Annotated in this window: 20 protein-coding genes; 3 read left to right on the forward strand and 17 right to left on the reverse strand. The window is 43.3% G+C overall.

What is annotated here, in order from left to right:
* Positions 1-232: 232 nt before the first annotated feature.
* Positions 233-1,315, reverse strand: a complete 1,083-nt coding sequence (locus tag MHZ92_RS09865; protein WP_239431524.1) for a bifunctional 3-deoxy-7-phosphoheptulonate synthase/chorismate mutase — start codon at positions 1,313-1,315, stop codon at positions 233-235.
* Between the two features lie 162 nt (positions 1,316-1,477).
* Here MHZ92_RS09865 and MHZ92_RS09870 point away from each other — a divergent pair, with 162 nt between their 5' ends.
* On the forward strand, positions 1,478-3,604 hold the full coding sequence (locus tag MHZ92_RS09870; protein WP_239431753.1) for a cell division protein FtsA: 2,127 nt from the start codon (positions 1,478-1,480) through the stop codon (positions 3,602-3,604).
* Positions 3,605-3,659: 55 nt separating this feature from the next.
* Here the strand turns inward: MHZ92_RS09870 and MHZ92_RS09875 are convergent, their stop codons facing one another.
* From MHZ92_RS09875 to MHZ92_RS09915, 9 genes are all read right to left on the reverse strand, one after another.
* Positions 3,660-4,298: a YtxH domain-containing protein gene (locus tag MHZ92_RS09875; RefSeq protein WP_239431525.1), complete on the reverse strand. Its 639-nt coding sequence runs from the start codon at positions 4,296-4,298 to the stop codon at positions 3,660-3,662.
* A gap of 36 nt (positions 4,299-4,334) precedes the next feature.
* On the reverse strand, positions 4,335-4,820 hold the full coding sequence (locus MHZ92_RS09880) for a DUF948 domain-containing protein (RefSeq protein ID WP_239431526.1): 486 nt from the start codon (positions 4,818-4,820) through the stop codon (positions 4,335-4,337).
* Between the two features lie 177 nt (positions 4,821-4,997).
* Positions 4,998-6,311 carry a UDP-N-acetylmuramate--L-alanine ligase gene (gene murC / locus MHZ92_RS09885; protein ID WP_239431527.1) on the reverse strand — a complete coding sequence of 438 codons (1,314 nt, stop codon included), beginning with the start codon at positions 6,309-6,311 and terminating at the stop codon, positions 4,998-5,000.
* A gap of 139 nt (positions 6,312-6,450) precedes the next feature.
* On the reverse strand, positions 6,451-9,288 hold the full coding sequence (locus MHZ92_RS09890; RefSeq protein WP_239431528.1) for a DNA translocase FtsK: 2,838 nt from the start codon (positions 9,286-9,288) through the stop codon (positions 6,451-6,453).
* 150 nt (positions 9,289-9,438) lie between these two features.
* On the reverse strand, positions 9,439-10,044 hold the full coding sequence (ytpR, locus tag MHZ92_RS09895) for a YtpR family tRNA-binding protein (protein WP_239431529.1): 606 nt from the start codon (positions 10,042-10,044) through the stop codon (positions 9,439-9,441).
* Entirely contained in the window at positions 10,041-10,859 is an 819-nt protein-coding gene (locus MHZ92_RS09900) for a DUF1444 domain-containing protein (RefSeq protein ID WP_239431530.1), read from the reverse strand. The genes ytpR and MHZ92_RS09900 overlap by 4 nt, the downstream gene beginning before the upstream one ends.
* A gap of 72 nt (positions 10,860-10,931) precedes the next feature.
* Positions 10,932-11,447: a hypothetical protein gene (locus MHZ92_RS09905; RefSeq protein WP_239431531.1), complete on the reverse strand. Its 516-nt coding sequence runs from the start codon at positions 11,445-11,447 to the stop codon at positions 10,932-10,934.
* 83 nt (positions 11,448-11,530) lie between these two features.
* Positions 11,531-12,049: a DUF84 family protein gene (locus tag MHZ92_RS09910; protein WP_239431532.1), complete on the reverse strand. Its 519-nt coding sequence runs from the start codon at positions 12,047-12,049 to the stop codon at positions 11,531-11,533.
* A 77-nt stretch (positions 12,050-12,126) separates the two neighbouring features.
* Entirely contained in the window at positions 12,127-13,200 is a 1,074-nt protein-coding gene (locus tag MHZ92_RS09915) for a M42 family metallopeptidase (RefSeq protein WP_239431533.1), read from the reverse strand.
* Positions 13,201-13,360: 160 nt separating this feature from the next.
* On the opposite strand from MHZ92_RS09915, the gene MHZ92_RS09920 reads away from it, so the two are divergent.
* Complete coding sequence (locus MHZ92_RS09920) at positions 13,361-13,675, forward strand: hypothetical protein (protein WP_239431534.1); 315 nt, start codon at positions 13,361-13,363, stop codon at positions 13,673-13,675.
* Between the two features lie 53 nt (positions 13,676-13,728).
* Here MHZ92_RS09920 and MHZ92_RS09925 read toward each other — a convergent pair whose 3' ends face one another.
* From MHZ92_RS09925 to pepV, 5 genes are read right to left on the reverse strand one after another with little or no spacing between them, the layout of a single operon-like run.
* The gene (locus MHZ92_RS09925) at positions 13,729-14,574 is read right to left on the reverse strand and encodes a YtnP family quorum-quenching lactonase (RefSeq protein ID WP_239431535.1); all 846 of its coding nucleotides are present in this window, start codon (positions 14,572-14,574) and stop codon (positions 13,729-13,731) included.
* A 21-nt stretch (positions 14,575-14,595) separates the two neighbouring features.
* The gene (gene trmB / locus MHZ92_RS09930) at positions 14,596-15,243 is read right to left on the reverse strand and encodes a tRNA (guanosine(46)-N7)-methyltransferase TrmB (RefSeq protein ID WP_239431536.1); all 648 of its coding nucleotides are present in this window, start codon (positions 15,241-15,243) and stop codon (positions 14,596-14,598) included.
* An 18-nt stretch (positions 15,244-15,261) separates the two neighbouring features.
* Positions 15,262-16,248: a nuclease-related domain-containing protein gene (locus tag MHZ92_RS09935; protein WP_239431537.1), complete on the reverse strand. Its 987-nt coding sequence runs from the start codon at positions 16,246-16,248 to the stop codon at positions 15,262-15,264.
* 32 nt (positions 16,249-16,280) lie between these two features.
* Complete coding sequence (dat, locus tag MHZ92_RS09940; protein WP_239431538.1) at positions 16,281-17,135, reverse strand: D-amino-acid transaminase; 855 nt, start codon at positions 17,133-17,135, stop codon at positions 16,281-16,283.
* A complete protein-coding gene (gene pepV / locus MHZ92_RS09945; RefSeq protein ID WP_239431754.1) occupies positions 17,132-18,541 on the reverse strand; it encodes a dipeptidase PepV in 1,410 nt (469 codons plus the stop codon). Before pepV ends, dat begins: the two co-directional genes overlap by 4 nt.
* Before the next feature lie 268 nt (positions 18,542-18,809).
* Between pepV and MHZ92_RS09950 the strand changes: the two genes are divergently transcribed.
* On the forward strand, positions 18,810-19,031 hold the full coding sequence (locus tag MHZ92_RS09950) for a DeoR family transcriptional regulator (RefSeq protein WP_239431539.1): 222 nt from the start codon (positions 18,810-18,812) through the stop codon (positions 19,029-19,031).
* Positions 19,032-19,078: 47 nt separating this feature from the next.
* Here MHZ92_RS09950 and MHZ92_RS09955 read toward each other — a convergent pair whose 3' ends face one another.
* Positions 19,079-19,795 carry a pseudouridine synthase gene (locus tag MHZ92_RS09955; protein ID WP_239431540.1) on the reverse strand — a complete coding sequence of 239 codons (717 nt, stop codon included), beginning with the start codon at positions 19,793-19,795 and terminating at the stop codon, positions 19,079-19,081.
* 3 nt (positions 19,796-19,798) lie between these two features.
* Positions 19,799-21,412 carry a putative polysaccharide biosynthesis protein gene (locus tag MHZ92_RS09960; RefSeq protein ID WP_239431541.1) on the reverse strand — a complete coding sequence of 538 codons (1,614 nt, stop codon included), beginning with the start codon at positions 21,410-21,412 and terminating at the stop codon, positions 19,799-19,801.
* Positions 21,413-21,515: the final 103 nt, after the last annotated feature.

The following is a 21,515-nucleotide window of genomic DNA, read 5'->3' on the forward strand; positions in this document are numbered from 1 at the left end:
TGAATCTCCTTCCCATCTGTCTGCTTTCACTTACTTTCATTATAAACAAAACACCGGAACCTTGTAAGGTCCGGCGCTTGTAAAGAATAATTCAGATGTGACGACCAATCAATTACGCCTTGGCGTAATTGCGTCCGGATTTTTATCGAGCTTGCTCGATAAACTCCCCTAAAAATCCGTGACATCCGCCGGAGGCGTCTAACTTAATCCGGCCCGGCCGGGCTGGATTAAGTTAGACAGTTTGATGTGTATTCATGAATCTTTGGATTTCCGCATAGAACTCATCGAACTGTTTAATATCCATTTGTTGCGCCGAATCTGATAAAGCAACAGCCGGATCAGGATGTACTTCCGCCATGACACCATCTGCTCCTACAGCAATTGCCGCTTTTGCAGTCGGAAGCAACAAGTCTTTTCTGCCTGTCGAGTGCGTGACGTCTACGAATACCGGTAAGTGTGTTTCCTGTTTTAAAATTGGAACCGCCGAAATATCCAATGTGTTGCGAGTCGCACGTTCATATGTGCGGATTCCACGCTCACAAAGCATAATCTGGCTATTCCCTTTAGACATGATATATTCCGCAGCATTGATGAATTCATCAATCGTCGCTGCCAATCCACGTTTCAGAAGGACTGGTTTATTTACCATGCCTGCTTCCTTCAGCAATTCAAAGTTTTGCATATTGCGTGCCCCGATTTGGATAACATCGATATAATCAAGCGCTTCTTCCAAGTGGGACGGCGTAATGATTTCAGTCACGATGGATAATCCTGTTTCATCAGATACACGTTTTAAAATTTTCAGTCCTTCAAGACCAAGCCCTTGGAAGTCATAAGGAGAAGTACGCGGTTTGTAAGCTCCTCCTCTTATCATCGTCAAGCCTTTCGCTTTAATCGATTGGGCAACTGCAAGAACTTGTTCGTATGATTCAACGGCACATGGTCCGAAAATGAAAGTCTGATCTCCATTCCCGATTTTTTGGCCATTCACATCAACAATCGTATCTTCCGGCTTGCGTTCACGGGAAACAAGCAATGCATTGCGTTGCTCATCCTCTTGGATTTCCAATGCTGACATGAAGATGCCTTTGAAAATCTGTTCTAAAATACCGTTCGGAATGGGTCCTTTATTCGATTGAACTAACGCGTTGAGCATTTCCCTCTCGCGGATTGGATCATATCTGTTGACACCCTGCTTTTCCTTCACTTTTCCAATTTCTTGGACAACTGCTGTACGCTCGTTGATCAAGTCCAAGATTTTGGTATTTAACTCATCTACTTGCCCTCTAAGCTGATCTAAATTGTTTTGTCTCATCATTATGTCTCCTCCCCGCACACATCATTCCCTTTTCGAACTGGGAAATCTGTGTTACATTTTTATATAATAGTCCAAGTATAATGAAAAGTATTTGAAAAGTCACGTCTTTTTACAAATTGTTTAATTTTCTCAGTATTTGACGATAAGGAGTGTATTATTCTGTCAAACAAACTCTTTGCACTCGATATTGGAACGCGTTCCGTCGTCGGCATTATTTTAACCGAAAAGGACGGCATTTATCATGTTAACGATCTTGTCACAATTGAACATAAGGAACGTTCAATGATCGATGGACAAATACATAATATTGTAAGCGTGGCCTCTGTCATTTGTGAAATTAAATCCATATTGGAAGAGCGACACGGAACTTTGAAACGTGTCAGTGTTGCTGCAGCAGGCCGTGCACTAAAAACAATGGAAGGATCTATGACGATTGATATTGCAGGGAAATCGCTGTTCACTTCGGAGGATATTAATCGACTCGAATTGGCTGCGGTTCAGCAAGCCCAGCAGAAATTATTATCTTCAGTATCGACTACAGATGATTATTATTACTGCGTTGGCTATTCCGTCCTTCATTATCAACTGGATGGAGATGAGATTGGTAGTTTGATTGACCAGGCAGGCAGGTCTGCGACGGCAGAAGTAATTGCAACATTTCTACCTCGCGTCGTCGTCGAGTCGCTGTTAGCATCGTTGAAACGGGCAGATCTCGAAATGGAAGCTTTGACGCTAGAACCAATTGCAGCAATCAATGTCCTCATCCCTCCATCCATGCGAAGGTTGAATGTCGCTCTCGTCGATATCGGTGCAGGTACTTCGGACATTGCGATTACAAATAATAATACAGTCGTCTCTTACGGAATGGTTCCCATTGCAGGAGACGAAATTACAGAGGCATTAAGCAATCATTATTTACTCGATTTTCCTGTTGCCGAACTAGCAAAACGTTCTCTTGCGAACGAAGAAACAATTACAATCTCAGATATTCTTGGATTCGAACAGCAAGTGCCTTCTACGGAAGTCATTACAGCAATCAAACCATCCATCGAGAAACTGGCTTCAAGTATTGCTGAAGAAATAAAAAGATTGAACAACAACAAATCCCCTCAAGCCGTCATGGTTGTCGGCGGAGGTAGCTTGACACCTCATTTGACGAAAGAATTGAGCATTCGATTGGACTTGCCAGAAAATAGAATCGGGATTCGAGGACTTGATGCGTTATCAGACGTCACTTTATCGGATAACATCAGTTCCTCCCCTGCACTCGTCACGCCAATAGGCATAGCGATTGCGGCGAGACGAGCACCGATCCATTATATGTCGGTTACAGTCAATGAAAAAACAATCCGTCTGTTTGAGCTAAAAGAGATGACAGTCGGGGATGCATTACTTGCTGCAAATATTAAAGCGCGCCAATTGTACGGCAAACCGGGGCTAGGAATGTCGATTATGTTAAACGGCAAACTGATGACGATACCGGGGGAACATGGTCGTTCTTCCGAAATATTGTTGAACGGCAAGATTGCAAGTACGAAAGACTTCATTGTGAACGGAGATGACATCTCCTTAGTTCCGGGCTCGAACGGAAAGGATGCGTCCGCGACGATTCGCGATCTAATCGGTGAAATGTCTCCAATCAACATTACAATCGATGGAACAAAGCATACCATTACACCACGAATTGAACGAAACGGTAAACAAGCCGAGCTCGATACAATCGTACACGACCGGGATGAGATATATTATTTTCATTCAACGAAATTGAAGGATATTCTGGCGGAACTCGGAATCAAAACTACAATGCCTTTCGAAATAATCGTCAACAACAAAACAATCCTGTTGGAACAATGGACGCCCCAATTATTGAACGGCCGTACGCCCATATCTCCGGAACAACTACTGAAAGACGGAGATGAAATCCGATTTGAGATACAGCAGCCTCCTACTGTTGGGGAGATTATTGCGGCATTGGACGATGTAAAGCTAACGACAGCAACTGTAACGTTCAACGGACAGTCTGTAACGATGACGAGCAGTTTGTCTCCCGTCTTATTGAATGGCAAACAAGTCGATCATTCCACAATCGTCCACAGTGGAGACAAGCTTACGATTCCGGAATCCGTTCAACGGCCATTTTTATTCAGTGATGTTTTCCTTTTCATCGATTATTCTTTGCCGAAAACAGCCGCTAGTTCATATGAGCTCTTGCGAAACGGAGAACCGATCGGATTTAATGATCCCGTATTTAGCGGCGATGCACTGGAAATAAAATTCAAACCTTAATTGATGCAAATGAAAAGCCAGGAACCCTCAAGACAAGGGTGCCTGGCTTTCGTTATTATTTTTCTGTTTCAACCGAAATATGATTTTGATTTACATTTTTATCTTCTCCGATGTTCTCACTATTGTCATAGGAGACGTCGCTGTTGCCTGTCGATTGGTTGTCCACAGCTGATTGATTGTTATCAATTGTTGATTCGACATAATCGATTGCTTCTTCGCCTTCAGAAGAAACTGTTCCATCATCCATCGGGACTGATGTTTTATTTGCTAGTGATTTCACTTTATCGACAATTTGGCCGGATTGCTCTTGTATCGTTTTCGTAATGCCGTCTGTCTTTTCCTTTGCGGCTGACGTGATTCCTGTTGCTTTATCCTTTGCAACAGCGCTCAATTCGATTCCTTTATTTTTCAATTGAACAGCTTGCTCTGAAAAATCATCGCGCATTTCCCTTCCCGTCTTTGGTGCAAGGAACAATGCTGCCGCTGCGCCGATTACGCCTCCTACGAGAGCGCCCAAGAGGAAACTGCCTGCGCCTGAATTGTCATCCTCGTAGAAACTATCCGTATTGGAACGGTACGGGTAGTTGACTGGCAGTTGAGATGGTTCACCGAATGTATTTTTATATTCTTGATTTCCGTAATATTGGTGATTGTATTTCGAATCGTTATAATTCGGTTTTTGATATTCAGTCATGTGAATTCCTCCTGTTTGTTTAGTAAAGCATTGCCATTAACGTCCATCCGGACTCGGCAGTCGCTTTTGCGCTGGATCCGCTTTGTAGGCAGTCCATCCTGAAGATCTTTCTGTTTTCATATCTTTCACTTTACCGATAATGCCAAATGCTACGTTGCTCCATTGAACAACTTGGGCTATTTTATCACTGTTCTTCTCGGCTTCAACTGTGATTGAATTGGTGACCCGGCGAACTGAATTGTTCAGATCGGTGACTGAGTCGCCCACCCCTTTCACTGCATCGACGACAGTGTTCAATTTTTCGGATTTCTGTTGAATATCCTCGGCAAGAGCATTTGTCTTATGAAGAAGTTCAGTCGTTTCTGACGTAATCCCTTCCAACTGACCCGTCAAGCCATCCAATGTTTCGGAAACGCTTCGTAATGTCTTTTTCATTGAGCCTAATGTCATTGCAAGGCTAATACATAAAATCAAAAATGCAATTGCGGCGACGATAGCAGCAATATACAATAACACTTCCATAGCAATCCTCCTCCCACAATACTTCCATAGATAATTTCTACCCTTTAAATCAAGTAAATAAACACCACCTACTTTAACCTTTTTCGACATCTTTTTCAAATATCCTTCATTTTTTCCGAAATAAATTATTTCTGGATATTGTAGCATAAGAAAAAAAACAGCTGATCCAAAGTGGAATCAAGCTGTTTCTTCTTTTTTCGTATGTTCGGAGAAGACATTCAAATACTTTTGAATATCACCGGCACCCATGAATAAGTAAATCGCATTGCCGTGCTTATCGAGGGCATCGATATTGTTTAGTTCGAGATGTTGTGCTCCCGGGATTTTATCGATAAGATCTTGAATCGATAGATTGCCTGACTTCTCCCTCGCAGAGCCAAAAATGTCACATAAATAGACGTGGTCGGCGTCTGATAAACTATTTGCAAACTGCTCTAATAATGCAGCCGTCCGCGTAAAGGTATGTGGCTGGAAAATCGCGATAATCTCTTTGTTAGGATACTTTTGCCTCGCCGATTGCAAAGTCGCTTTGATTTCCGTCGGATGGTGCGCATAATCATCAACAATCGTCTTGCCATATAATTCAGTCACGGTGAAGCGTCTCTTGACGCCATTGAAGGTAGCCAATCTCTCTTCAATACCCGAAACTGGAATCCCTTCGTAATGGCATAATGCAATAACGCCTAGGGCATTTAAAATCCCGTGATCACCTGTCAACGCGATTGTAAACGTATGGAAAAACTCATTTCGGACATATACATCAAATGTTGCACCTTTTTCCGATTTTACAATATTCTTAGCGGCGAAATCATTCCCTTCGTCAAATCCGTAGTAAACGACAGGGACATTCGCTTTAATTTGCTGTAAATGAAGATCATCGCCGCAAGCAATAATTGCTTTCTTCACGCGTAATGCCATTTGCCCGAATGCATCCATCACATCATCCAAATCCTTAAAATAATCGGGATGATCAAAATCGATATTCGTCATGATGGCGTAATCAGGCTCATAGGCAAGGAAATGGCGTTTGTATTCGCATGCTTCGAAAACGAAATACTCGCTATCCTCCACACCTTTCCCCGTTCCGTCTCCGATCAGATAAGACGTTGGGGCATTTCCAGCAAGGACATGAGCTAGCAACCCCGTTGTCGATGTTTTACCGTGGGTTCCTGTAATTCCGACAGAAACAAAGTTTTTCATGTAGTTGCCAAGAAAAATATGATAGCGTATCACTTCAACGCCCAATTCATGAGCTCTTACAATTTCAGGATGACTGTCAGGAAAAGCATTTCCTGCGATGACAGTCATTCCAGGTTTAATATTATTTTCATCGAAAGGAAGGATCGTTATATTTCTTTCATGCAACGGGTCTTCCGGAAAAAAATATTTCTCCACATCCGAACCTTGCACTGCATAGGATGAATCGTGAAGGATCTGTGCAAGGGAACTCATCCCCGATCCTTTGATTCCTGTAAAATGGTACAATGTCATAATGAAACCTCCCGTGATCAAAACTGTTCCCATTTCTGGATCTTTAGCTAAGCAATCACCTGCTTACCAAATATCCATTCATTTTTTGTACTTACCTTCTATTTCCAATATATATACGAATCAATCATCATTTACATCATTACATATCAACATGCTTTTCATGGCCATTCAGGAAATGGTTAAGTTCACTTTCCGTGACGTACACTTCCCGTGCCTTGCTTCCTCTTTGCTCAGAAATGAAACCTAGTTTTTCCATGCGATCCATCAATTTCGCCGCACGATTATATCCGATGCTAAAGTTTCGTTGCAATAAGGATGTAGAGGCACTGCCTTGTTCAATAATGAACTGGCATGCATCGGCAAATAAAGGGTCGGACTCTTCCTCTTCCATCGTATTCGCCAACAAATCCTCTTGACCGAATAAATAATCCGGCTCAGCTTCGTTCTGAACGTGTTCTATTATACGTTCAATTTCGGCATCCGTGACAAATGTACCTTGCAACCGTGTTGCTGAAGATTGGCCGTTTCCGAGATACAGCATATCACCTTTTCCAAGCAACCTTTCAGCACCCGGTGTATCGATAATTGTCCGGGAGTCGATTTGTGAGGATACGGAAAATGCGATACGAGTTGGGACATTTGCCTTTATAGTCCCTGTAATGACATCGACGGATGGACGTTGTGTAGCAATGATCAAATGAATTCCACATGCTCTTGCTTTTTGTGTGATCCGGCTGATTGATACTTCAACATCTGCTGGCGCCATCATCATCAAGTCCGCCAGCTCGTCAATGACGATGAGCAAATAAGGAAGTTTCAAAGAAAATTTCCGATCTTTTTCTGCCATTTCATTATAACGCTCAATATTTCTCGCACCAACATGCGCAAATAATTCATAACGGCGTTCCATCTCGCCGACCGCCCACTTCAATGCAGCAGTCGCAGCCTTTACGTCAGTAATGACTGGGCTTAGCAAATGTGGGATGCCATTGAACGGCGCAAGCTCCACCATTTTTGGATCGATGAGCAACATCTTCAAATCTGCAGGTGTTGCTTTATACAATAAACTGATCAAGATTGAATTAATACATACGGATTTCCCTGAACCCGTAGCGCCGGCAATCATTCCATGTGGCATCTTTCTTAAATCCAACGTTACCGGCTCACCAGTTAAGCTTAGTCCTAGCACTGCTTCGAGTGGGGATTCAGATTCTTGGAAGCGTTTTGTTTCAATTACTTCCGAAATCCGAACGGCTCTTGGCTTCCTGTTCGGAATTTCAATACCGATGGAGCTCGTTCCAGGTATTGGTGCCTGAATTCGAATATCTTCAGCTGCAAGTGCCAATTTCAGATCATCCGTCAAATTACGGACCTTACTCACTTTTGTACCGTGCCCTACCGTCAATTCGAATCGAGTGACAGTGGGCCCTTGCACCGCTTCTATTACATTTGCCTGTACAGCAAAATAAGAAAGTGCTTCTTCCAGCTTTTGTGACTGGGACTGAAGCCAATCCGTATCTTCTATATGCTCTTCAGGCTGTATTAGGAAGCCTTTCGAAGGGAATCCATAGAACGCAGGTTGTTCCTGCTCTTCGGCAGTTTCGACAGTCTGAGCGATGTCTGCTTTCGGTTCCGTCTGTACGGTAGTCTCCTTTTCAGCAACTTGTTCTGTTCCTGGAAAAGAAGATGGACTGTTTACCGTTTTTTCTCGTCTCTCGTACTTCAGTTTGTCATTTTTCAACATTAACACATTGAAAGGTACGATGGACTCTTTCGGTTGCGGTACAGACTCGACCTCCTCTTTAGCTGTCGGTTCTAGTTTCCCGTGCTCAATAACTTCTTCCACTTCCGGTTCCAATGCACGTTCAAGCTCAACTTCTTCTTCCGCTGCCGTCGGTTCTACTTCTACATGCTCAAACTCTTCTTCTGAGTTCGGATTCACTTCTTCATGTCCAAACTCTTCTTCTGTGCTCGGATTCACTTCTATGTTCGGATTCACTTCTTCATGTCCGAACTCTTCTTCTGTGCTCGGATTCACTTCTTCGTGTCCAAACTCTTCTATGTTCGGATTCACTTCTTCATGTCCGAACTCTTCTTCTGTGTTTGGGTTAACTTCTTCATGTTCGAACTCTTCCTCAACTGCTTGCTCCGAAACTTGTTCAAGCTCCACTTCTTCTTCGGCCACTTGCTCTGTTTGTTCAGGATAATGTTCTAGTCCAGTTGCCTCTTCAACTTCTATTCCGACGTTCTCGACTAGGTGTTCGTCCATATACGAAGTGTCACCTTTACCTATTTCCTTTTCGGCAACAGATGCAGCAATGGTATCTGAGACCCTCTTTTCAAGAAATTCATGCATAGGTTCGGCCAAATGTTCTTTATTCGAAGTATGTGCATGATCTTCCAAATCAATGCGGTGAATTTCTTCTTCCATCGCACTTTCCACAGAAGTCGTTTTTGTTACAACGTCAGCCCGTTTCGGTCTCAAATAACCGTATACAGGCGATGGAACTTCAGTCGGAGTAAACGGTCGGTTACTCCGTTTCATGATAATTGATGATTTGATTTCCTCTTTATCATCTGTAGGCTTCTCATCCCTTTTCTGTGAAAGAGATGCGTTCCTTTTCTGTTCGGTTTGTGCAGTTTGATATTTCAACGGGGCGGTCGCCCGATGAATTGTTGTTTTTTCGTTTCCGCCTGGCCATCTTTCATTTTTAAATAATGGCACGGGTACAAAATCATCGTCTTTCAACTCTGTTATTAAATTATCCGCTTTCCGTCGTTCATTTTCCGGATCCGGCTCCCATCCATAGATTTCGGCATCGGTGATGATTGGAAAACGGAAGGCAGGTTTTTCGCTGCGGACTTCCTCTTCAAGTTCTTCAAATTCATCCTGCTCAATATCGTTAAAAGTTTCTTCGAATTCTTCATTTTTATCAGTATCAAATAAACGGTTCATCATTTTTTTAATCCAAGTCAAATCTATCACTCTTTTCAAAGTCGATCATTCTATTTTAGCAGGTTTTCATCGAGTAAATCAATGACATGGGCAAAATAAGAAAAACGTACTGCTTTGGACAGTACGTTAAAGAATTTATCCCCACTTATAGGAGTGGGAACTAAGCTCGTATCATATCGAAAAAGGATCACCAGTCGTCTCGTCTTCAGAAAGGACCAAAATCCCTTTTTCAACCGGAGCGTTAGGAAGACCTAGCTCTTTTGCTGAACAAATCATTCCAGAGGAAGCCACTCCCCGCAGCTCTGCATCTCGAATGACCATTCCGGATGGCATAACTGCTCCAACTTTTGCAACGACGACTTTTTGGCCTTCTTCAACATTCGGCGCTCCGCAAACAATTTGAAGGGTTTCATTTCCGACATCGACTTTACATACGCTAAGTTTATCCGCGTTCGGATGCTTTTCTTTTCCTATAACTAGTCCTACGACGAACTTGGGAGAGAAATCCACATTGAGCTCAATCTCTACACCATTCGTTTGTAACGCTTTTTGCAACTGACTAACGATTTCTTCAGTCGTTTCGACTTGACCGTCATTTTCCGCCTTTACGTACTTGGAAGCATTAAACACGTTGAATGCGACGACATCACCTGTTGCTTCATCCTTGATAAGCGCAATATCGTTCTTTTTTTCAATTTCCCGATTTACTGGTCGTTCAGTCGTCAACTGCACCATTAGCACATCGCCGACTCCATTTTGATTGTAGAAAATATTCATTTCTTTTTCCCTTCCTTTCGAGCAACCCGATTTTTCGCCATAATGAAAATCGGTTCCAATTTACCATCTTCATAAATGAATGACAAGGAGGTGACGGGCACCGCCCCGACAGTGAAAAATTGCATCGTCATTTGTGCAAGCACATCATAGCCCGTATCATTGCGGATATCACCGATGATGAGGACGTCTTGATGAGGGACTGATACAGTCATATGTCCTTCAATTTTCCCTTCCATTTCTTTTAGGAAGGATTGATTTAAAATACGGCTCGCATCATAACCGTCATTATTATTGACGAAGTAAAACAGATTGCCTGCTACTTCGTCTTTTTTCATATTCGTCGGCAAAGACCGCACCTTGAACAGAGCTGATTCCATTATTTCCGCTTCTGTCATGCCGATTGCTTCCAGCATCGATTCATCGATGAGACGATACGTCGTCCCTAAATCCAACGCGTAGAAAATTCTCGTTTCCGCTGTATGATCTTTGACGATGAACCGGTCCCCCGCTTTGGACGTTTGTGGGAAGGAAGTGGAGCGTATCACTGGGTAGATTGCATTTTCTCTCATGAATCCTTCCGTCTGCTCTTTTTCCATTGCCTTGAACGTCTCACGAATCGTGTAAACGACTTCATTGATGGCGGCATCTTTTTTTGTTTCATACTTTGCGAGGATTTCCGGCAAGGAAATATCCATTCCCTTTTTCAAAATGGAGTGCTCCAAACGGATTTTATCGGTTTTCCGATCAAATCGCCATTGCAAATGTTCGGATGGCAGCTGCTTTTTCAGTAATTCCACCAATTGTTGTGAATTCATAGCCTTCACCCTTTCTTCAAAAATAAACGGCCGCTCGCCGCAATTGCGCCGGGTGACCGCATAGCCGTCGGATTATGTGCCTTGTTGAATGGAACTGACGATTTCCATCATTTTGCCCATATTCGCTACAATATTTTTTTGCTTCGACATTGTCGTGATTTTGACACCACCAACACTCGCAATGAGCTCGACTTGATCCTCACCTTTTTGCGTAACCGATGCGAAACCGAAGTAGCTATTATCGGTAAATACTTCCTCAAACCGCTCTTTGTCCTTCGAATTTTTCAAAAGATCGTAAAATAGCGTGCTGTCCTTCGCCTCATTTGGGTTAATGAATAGGAGGTACGTTTCATCACCTTTTTTCATTACGATGTTTTGGGCATCGGATGTATCTTCGATTGTGAATCCAGCCGGTTTATATAATGAAACACCATCAACTTCCTCATTTACATGTTGATCATGCTGTTGAAAAGCTTCTTTCGCCGCTGCGATTGCTTCCGTCGCCTGCTCTTCTAAAGTTTTGCCACATGCAGCTAATACAATGACGGATAGCATTGCCAGGAATAAGAATTTCCAGTAGCGGAACATTCAGCTTCCTCCAATCGTACAATTTTAATCAAATACCGCTACCTATTTTAAAGATTATCGGACGCTTATGCAAATAACGCGATTTAGTTAGCATTGTAATAGTTCAGTTGACCGATCAATAACTGCATGATGTGTTCGAATAACTTGTCCCGCGTGACGGCAAGTGCAGTGAACATTCCGATAGCACCTTCGCTATTGCGGATACCGTTTGCTTGGAAGTAGTCATCCACGACAACTCCCAATTCACGTCCTTTTAACAATTCCACAGCAATCTCTTTCGGCAAAGGAATTTGCGCGCCCGCCGCTGAGAATGAGTTCCCGGATGGCAATACGAGTGCCCCCCAGTTACAAACGAACATTTCGTCCCCAAGCAGTCGAACCCCTCCCTCAAGACCGATGCCGATTGCACCTACTGCTTGATTTGCTGCATTCGTTGCACGGTTCAATGCACCCGTTCTTGTTTCCTCATCGCCAATTGGCTGATCCTTTACTCCGGAAGGAACTTTCACTTCGGATAATTCGAAAGATGGAAAATGACTTTCGAGAACGGTCCGGGCCGCTTTCACTTTCGCTTGATTCGTAGAACCTATGATGAAATTCATGACGGTCTCCTTTCTGTCAAAAAAAGCCACCCTTATTAATGTAAAGGATGGCCAAATATGCTATTTTCTTTCTTCAATCAGGCGTTGTTTTTTATTGTTTCAACTGTCGTTTTATCGCAGGCTTTCACTAATTTAACGAGAAGTTCTTTCGCTGCTGCGTAATCATCGGTATGGATGATAGAAGCAGATGTATGGATGTAGCGTGAACAAATTCCAATTACCGCACTTGGCACACCTTCATTTGAAACGTGGACTTGACCAGCATCTGTTCCGCCCATGGAGATGAAGTATTGGTAAGGAATGTTGTTTGACTCGGCAGTATCAAGGATGAATTCACGCATGCCTCGGTGTGTTACCATCGAACGGTCGAAAATGCGTAACAGTGTTCCTTTACCTAGCTGGCCAAATTCATTTTTATTGCCGGAAGCATCGTTCGCCGGGCTTGCATCCAAAGCGAAGAATAGATCAGGATTGATCATTCTGGCAGCAGCCTGCGCCCCACGTAAACCGACTTCCTCCATGACGTTCGCGCCGGAATAGAGGTTATTTGGAAGCTTTTCACCGTGAACTTCTTTCAATAGCTCAATCGCCAATCCGCAACCGTATCGGTTATCCCAAGCTTTTGCTAATATTTTCTTTTCATTTGCCATCGGAGTGAATGGGCAAATCGGCACAATTTGCTGGCCTGGACGGATACCGATTTTTTGTGCATCCTCTTTATCATCCGCGCCGATATCAATAAGCATGTTCTTAATGTCCATCGGTTTATTCCGGACTTCGTCACTGAGTAGATGTGGTGGAATAGATCCGATGACTCCGATGACAGGACCTTCATCTGTAATGATTTGGACCCGCTGTGCCAACAACACTTGACTCCACCAGCCTCCTAGCGGCTGGAAACGTAGCATACCGTTATCAGTGATGGCAGTTACCATGAAGCCGACTTCATCCATATGGCCAGCAACCATGATGCGCGGACCATCTTCAGGGCCTTTGCGTACGCCAAATATACCACCTAGGTTATCTTGGATGATTTCATCAGAATACTTGCCCAATTCTTCACGCATATAATTGCGGACCAAATGCTCATTTCCTGGAGCACCCGGTAGTTCGGTCAATGTTTTGAACATCGTCAACGTTTCGTTATTCATGAAAAGTTTCCCCCAATTCAATTATGTACTGCTTCTAGTATAGTGTACGTATTTGAAACTTTCCATCATAATATTTAGCTTTCCGAATTATTTTCGATTACAGTTTACATATGGAAATATGGTACACTTGGGGAAGATTAATCGAGGGGGTTTCATAGACATGAAAGTGAAAGATTTCGTAGCAGGAGTTTTGACAGGCGTAGCTGCTGGACTCGTTGTCAATCAGGCAATCGGAAAGATGAATCCGAACACTCCAGCGGAACATGTCTTGAATGAAGTGAAGGATGCCTTCAAGAAAGAAGGTCCGATTGACGGATCATGGATCGTCATGAAGCCTGAACCTTTTACAAACAATGTACTGACGATGGAAGTTTACAGGGGCGGCATCACAAGAATCCGGAATGGCGAACTGGAGCAATTTGAATTTGCGGCTAACTCGCAAACAGGCACTGTTGTCGAGTTGATCCAAAAATAAAGCAGCAGGTGAGGAGCATGAATAATGGCTCCTTCACCTGCTGTTTTTCTAATTTATCTTGTACGTTCGACCGATTCAGTAATTTCTTTGCCCGTCTCATCCCACTGGACGAGACGATAAACGGCATCATGATAAAAGATGAAGCGGTATCGGTTTGGCAAAGCTTCTTTCATTAGCCTCTCCTTCGCATAAATCGAAGTCATCGGATAATCATCATAGGCAAGCACCCATAACGGATTGCTATGGGCATGTGTCGGCATAATATCTCCCATGTGAAGCATCGTTTCGCCGTTTTGGGTAAGTTTGATAATACTATGACCGTCGCTATGGCCGCCCGTATGGATCATCTCAATGCCTGGCAAGACTTCAAGTCGGTCCTCGAATGTTTTCACTTGATGCTGGACAGGCTCCCAATTTTCTTTCCAATACGTATTTCTCGACCGAATATTCGGGTTCCTCATTTCATCCCATTCGATTTGTGAAACGTAAATTTCTGCATTCGGGAAAATCGGCACGAGCTCATCACCAGCGAAGCCTGTCAATCCAGCAGCATGATCGTTATGCAAATGCGTCATAAGTACGATGTCGATATCAGCAGGCGTTAATCCAAGCTCTTTCAAGCTCTCCTCCACTTTCGTCTCAGAACGGACACCGAGGTTGCGCTTTTGTTTATCCGTAAGTTTGCCTTTTCCGATCCCTGAATCAATAAGGATATGTTTCCCCTCATACGAAATGTAAATCGGATCTGTACGAAGTTCTATCAAATTGTTTTCATCGACGGCATATTTACGTGACCATAACGCTTTCGGAACGACTCCGAACATCGAGCCTCCGTCTAAAAAATTGACTCCCCCATCGAGCCAAACAAGCTTCATATCGTGAAAATTGTATGTATCCAAACACAACAACCCCTTCCCGTTTTACTCGTTATTGAACTTTGCTTCAAGTCTGTAGATCGGCTGCCCCTTTGCAGAAAATTTTTCTTCATACTCCGTCATAATATTGTCTTCTGGCATTTCCGCATGCAAATCGAGTGACACTTCCTGAAGAATCATCCCGTACGCTGACATAGAGACGAGGGAATACTCGAATAGCTTCCGATTGTCGGTTTTGAAGTGGATTTCCCCGCCTTTCTTTAGCACTGTCTCATAACGCGCCAAAAACGACTCATGGGTCAATCGGCGTTTTGCATGGCGAGATTTTGGCCACGGATCGGAAAAGTTCAAATAGACCCTGTCCAATTCGCCCGGTTTGAATAAGCCCTCTAAGTTTGCGCCATTTCCTCTCAATAGTCTTAAATTGGCAGGCTTTTCGGCCTCGATGACTTTTTCTAAAGCAGAGACGATGACATTATCGAAATGCTCGATTCCGATATAGTTAATAGTAGGATTGGCGAGCGCCATTCCGATGATAAATTGCCCTTTGCCTGTCCCGACTTCCACGTGTACAGGATTTTCATTGCCGAAAACGGCTTTCCAATCAATTGTTGTACCTTCTTCTTCGTGGATTAACACGTCAGGATGTTCTGCCATGAAATCTTTTGCCCACGGTTTGTTGCGAAGCCGCATAATCAATTACACTCTTTTCTATTCATTATTATCAGGTTGTCCCTGATCCACTTGTTCTTCAAAAAGTCTGCTTACTGCAGTAGTTTGTCCCATATCCAAAATCGATTGTGCGGCTTTGAATTGATTGAACTTCATCGGCGCTGTCGAATTCCGCAAGGACGTGAACCACTCAGTATATGTTTTTCGATCGATAATTTCCGTATCGAACGGCATCCCGGGATAATCGATATAGCCGTTCCTTGAGATAACCAATTTCTTTACAGGGAAGTCAATTCCCTTAGCCGCAAGAATTCCAGAAACTATTTTTTCCATCCTGTTCAGCCCGATAAGCGGATTCAATATTTTAGATTCCTGGTCTCCAAATTTCTTTGTCCAAAACCGATCACCGTCGCCGATGAAAGCCGCTGCGTTCTCACCTTCCAACACAGTTATGCATAAGCACTCGATCGGTGTGATGAGAAGGATATCAAGTTCGACAGGCGCTTTTTTCACCTTCAGAATTGGATAATAGAACAAAAGATAGCTATCAGGGAGCTGTTGTGTAAAGCTCCTTAGCAACGAATCCCTCATAAATCCTGCATCCAGATTGGACTTTTCCATCATTGTCGAACTGGCCCATTTCAATTGGAAATGGAACAACTGGTCCAAATAGAGCTTACGGAGCTGTTCTTCGTTTTCAGGATGATAAATGATATTCGGATTAAAATCAAACACATCTATTTCTTCCTGGTCCTTTTCATCTGTCTCAATTGACTCTATTTCATCCGTTTGCTCTTTCCGGTTGCCAAAAATACGGAAAAGAGGAGAGTACCATTTTCCCTCCTCGGTCCGCTCTTCAGGCTCTTCGGGAATTTGTCGCCAATCGGAAAGGTCGGCTCCATGTTCCCACTGTGTTTTCATCCGCCTCCACTGGGAATTTTTCAAACGGATATATTGTGTTGGATAACGTGTTAAATCATTTTCGTAGCGTGATACGTAATCAAGCAGTTTGACGAGTTGCGCCAATTTCATCCACTCCGATCAGTAAGCGATGTTCCTCATTCCCCCGCTACGGACAGCGGAATCTGCCGTGCGAATGCTTCTTGCAATTTTCTTGTTATTTGTCCTGGTGCACCCGAGCCTACCGGTTTCTCATCGATCAATACGACAGGAGTGATTTCAGCAGTCGTCGATGTAATGAAAAATTCATCCATCGCATTCATTTCATCAGGGGTAAATGCCCTCTCTTCGACTGGAATGCCTAATTCATTACATAGCTTCAATACAACTTGGCGTGTAATTCCGTTCAAAATGAGATTTGTTGCCGGATGTGTAATGACAACTCCGTCTTTGACTCCGAATGCATTGGACGATGATCCTTCCGTGACGAGTCCATCACGGACAAAAATCGCTTCTACACAACCTGCATCGTATGCCTCTTGTTTTGCAAGGACATTGGCAAGCAAGTTCAAGCTTTTAATATCGCACCGCAACCAACGGACGTCTTCGACCGATTTCACTGAGACGCCACCTTCAATATTGGTTAACGGCCTTGGATTATGAATCGCATAAGCGGTCACGACGGGAGCTACCGAAAGCTCCGGGAACTGATGGACCCGCGGAGATGCTCCACGTGTCACTTGCATATAAATATGGCCAGTTTCTACTTCGTTCACCTTGACTAATTCTTTCGCGATGTCGATCAGCTGCTGTTCAGAATAAGGGATCGTCATTTTGATTTTCGAAGCGCTTTGGAAAAGGCGCGAGAAGTGCTCCTCGGCAGTAAACAGTTCACCATCATATACTTTTACGACTTCATAAACCCCATCGCCGAAGTAGTATCCTCTGTCATCTATGGATATATTCAAGCTATCCTTGCTTGTAAATTGGCCATCAATAAAATAAATCGTCATTCATGTTCCCCTTCCTCTTTATTGGTTGCAAGCCGACTGATCGCTTCCGTGTAAATAGCTGTCGCTTTCAATAAGTCCTCTATATATACATATTCATCCGCTTGGTGAGCGACATCGTCCCTTCCTGGGAAGAGCATTCCGAAAGCGACTCCTTTCTGAAGTACCCGTGCGTACGTGCCACCACCAATTGCCAATAACTCCGCCTCTTCACCCGTATAGGACGTGTAAATCTCCTGCAACGTTTTAATGAACGGGTCATTTGCATCGACATGATGGGGCTTCGAATTCGATTTCACTTCCATAGTGAAAGCTGTATCTTTAAGGCGATCGTTGCAAGTTGCAATCTTCTCCTCAAATGGATAGGTGACGGAATACCGCATGCTTACATGCACTTGGCCGCCTTGTTCCGGAGTGAAGGAGACGATGCCGGCATTCAATGTTGTATCGCCTGATATGTGGTCATTGAAGGCTAAGCCTAAGTAGCTTCCCCGCGTCTCGTTTCCGAAAGCATCTATGATGAATTGTGTGAAGTCTTTGGACTGCCCATCTTCGAAGATGCGATTCAAGAAAGTTGCCAACACATAAGCCGCATTGACGCCATTGTTAGGCTCCATTGCGTGTGCTGACTTGCCATTGATGAGCACTGTTGTCCCGTTTTCGTCTCCAACAATCGAACCGCCATAGTCATGTGTATCCAAGAAACTTGCAAATTGGTCCTTGATTTTTGAAATCCCTATACCGATCACAGCACGAGCCTGATCAGGCACCATATTCGTCCTGCTTCCGGATTCGAAAGCCAATAGTTGTCCGTCCTGGATTCGCATATTTTGGGTAAAGACCAATGATGCAATCCCTTTTTCCGCGTTAATAATCGGGAAATCAGCATCAGGTGCAAACCCGATCGTCGGCATTTCTTCCTTTTCAAAATAGCGTCGAACGCAACGGAAACCGCTTTCTTCATCGGTCCCGATAATGAGGCGGACCCGTTTATTCAAAGGAATACCTGCTTCCTTCACCAATTTCATCGCATGCCAAGCAGCGATCGTCGGCCCTTTATCGTCAATCGCACCACGTCCAAACAACTTCCCATCCTTGACAGTTCCGTCAAACGGGCCGTATGTCCAATTGCCGCCTGCAGGGACAACATCGACATGGCAAAGAATACCGAGCAATTCGTCCCCTTCCCCCATCTCGATATGGCCAGCCATATTATCGATGTTTTTCACCGAAAATCCGGCTTTCCTTCCTTCTTCCAAAAGCCAATCAAGCGCGCGCTTCGGCTCCGGACCAAATGGCGCTTCCCCTGTCGCCAAACTTTCATCCAGAACGGAAGGAATTGAAATCAATTGCTTAAGATCATCAAGTAATTGTTCTTCCCGTTCCAACACTTTTTCTTTCCAATTCACCAATCCAAGCACCCTCTTTCTTAATATCCTATTTTCACATGTTCCGCTTAGAAAATAAAGAGCTAAACGATTCAAATAAAGATTTACAAAAAATACATGTATTATTAACAAAAATGAGTTATACTTATATTGTCAGAACATTGCATCTGACGCAACGTTCTGATGAAAGGAGTGCATTGTCGGGGGCTATTTCAACTAACGTACGGTACATTCAATAGTCTCATGCCCATCGTTTTTGGAAAATGAAGATGAAGGAGTGGTTCCAAAGTTGAATCCAGCTACTGATCGTATGCTTACCCGCATCAAGGACGTATACTTATATATCCTTGACAGGGGTATTGTCACAACGGAAAATGTTGTTGAAGAATTCGGCATCACAAACCGCACAGCGCAACGGGACTTAAATGTCCTCGAATACAACGAGCTCATCACAAGCCCAGCCCGTGGAAAATGGACGACAACTAAGAAAAAAGTTAAATTGCCCTCGTAAATACACTTCAATCTAGCATACGAAAAGGCTGAACCGCATTATACGGTTCAGCCTTTTTCATTGCGGAGCATAGCGACTTCTTCTTCCGTCAACTCCCGGTATTCTCCCAAGCGCAATATCGTGTCCAATTGCAACGGCCCCATTGAAAGCCGTTTTAAATAGACGACCCGCTTTCCGACCGCCTCAAACATCCGCTTCACTTGATGGAACTTCCCTTCGGTAATCGTCAACTCGATTTCCGATGTCTCACCTGATTGCAAGATGCGGAGCTGTCCCGGTTTCGTGAAATAGCCATCGTCCAATGTGACACCTTCCGCAAACTTTTCGACATCCGTTTCGTCTACCCTGCCCTCGATATGGGCGTAATACGTTTTCGGGACTTCCTTTTTCGGCGATAACAATTCATGCGCCAGTTTGCCGTCATTTGTAATTAATAAAAACCCTTCCGTATCCTTATCGAGCCTGCCGACTGGAAACGGTTCGAAATGACGGTCCTCTGCATCCAACAGATCTATAACAGTTCGATCGCGATTATCTTCCGTTGCAGAGATGACGCCTTGAGGCTTATTCAACATTAAGTAAATGAATTCCTTGTAAACGACCGGTTCACCAAGAATGGTCACTTCATCCTTTTCGGGATTGACGTGAAGCGCTGCATCCTTCACCGGTTTGGCATTCACCTGAACAGCTCCCTTTTTTAACAACTGCCGTACTTCTTTACGGGAGCCGTAACCCATATTCGCCAATAATTTATCGAGCCGCATTGTTCAACCTCCAATTCCAAGCTTCTTCGTAATCTTCGTCAATCGGTCGCCGAACAACTTTTGTGCAAGCCCGGATTTTAACGACAGTATACCGTAGACCACCGCTCCGACAAACGCACAGATTAAGACATAAAGCAACGCCTGCATCTTGCCTTCGACAGGACTTATGGCAAGAAGACCTTTTAAAGTAGCGTAAACGGCAATAAGCATTATCACATTGAAAATCCCTATGAGGATCAAACGCCTAAATACCATTCTCGAACGATAATGAAGAACTCTTGAGATGACATATATATTGATTCCAACAGCAACCCCATATCCGATTGCCGTAGCAGCTATTGCCCCATTCACTTCAAAGAGTTTAATGAGAGGGATGTTCAAAATCATTTTAAATAATAATCCTGTAAGTGATGTGAATATAATCCATTTATGTCTATCGATACCCTGAAGGATAGCGGCTGTCACGGAGTATAATCCGAACAGGATCGCAACCGGAGCATATGTCGCCAACACATCTGCACCAATCGGATTTTCACTATAAAAGAATGTATAGAATTCATCCGAGAGTACAATCAATCCAAGCACTATCGGAATGGTTAAGTAGAGCATAATTTGAAATGTTTGATCGAGTGATCGTGTTATCCCTTTCTGATCCTTCTTCGTATAGTAACTTGTAATGACAGGAATTAAAGCCATTGAAAAACCAGTTGCAACCATTACAGGAATCATTACCAACTTATGAGTTAAAAAGTTAAGCATTGTAAAATACATACTTGAATTTGATACACCGATTGATTTCATCGCGTTGTTAAATGTAATCATATCTACAAATTGATATAAAGGATTAATTACACCGACAAGAACGAAGGGGATTGTATAACCTATCACTTCTTTATACATATCAATAAAACTAATATTACTTGCTGGGGGGCTGCTCTCATATAGTTGGTTGAACTCTGGTTTGTATTTTAACCAATACTTATATAAAACAACAAGACCTGCCAACGCACCTATGAAAGCGGCAAATACAGCGAAGTTCACAGCAGTACGTGGCGATAAATCCAAAACATTTACTACAAGATATGCCCCTAGTAAAACTACAATAATTCTAACAATTTGTTCAACAAGCTGAGATACAGAAGTCGGTTCAAATTTCTGATTACCTTGAAGATATCCACGAACAATACTCATGAGTGGGACAACAAGCAATGCATAACTTACCCAACGGATTACTGATGTAACCTCTGCAATTGTAAATTCCTCTTCATTATCAGCTATGACAAGATGAGCAATCGGTTCAGCCAAGAAAAAGAGAACTAGGAATGAGAGTAAGCCGGATACTGCCATGACAAGCATCCCAGATTTCATCAACTTCCTACCTGTCGCATAATCCCCAACTGCATTATATTTTGAAACGAATTTTGAAATAGCAAGTGGTGCTCCAGAAATCGCGACTGCCAAGGCTAAATTATATGGAATATAAGCATATTGATACAACCCGATATTCTCTTCACCGACAATCGCATAAAAGGGAATGACATATAAAAGACCGAGCGCCTTCGATAAAAAGAGGCCGATCGTTAAAATAGCGGTGCCTTTCACAAGGTTAGATGACATGTTTGATCCTTCCAATCTTTAAAACTGCTCAACAAAGCTACTTATCAGTTTACCCGCAGATGTTACTTTTCACAATGATTAACGAGCACATCGAATGTTTTTC

The sequence above is a fragment of the Sporosarcina sp. ACRSL genome (assembly GCF_022346605.1).
In the GTDB taxonomy this organism is placed as follows: Bacteria; Bacillota; Bacilli; order Bacillales_A; family Planococcaceae; genus Sporosarcina.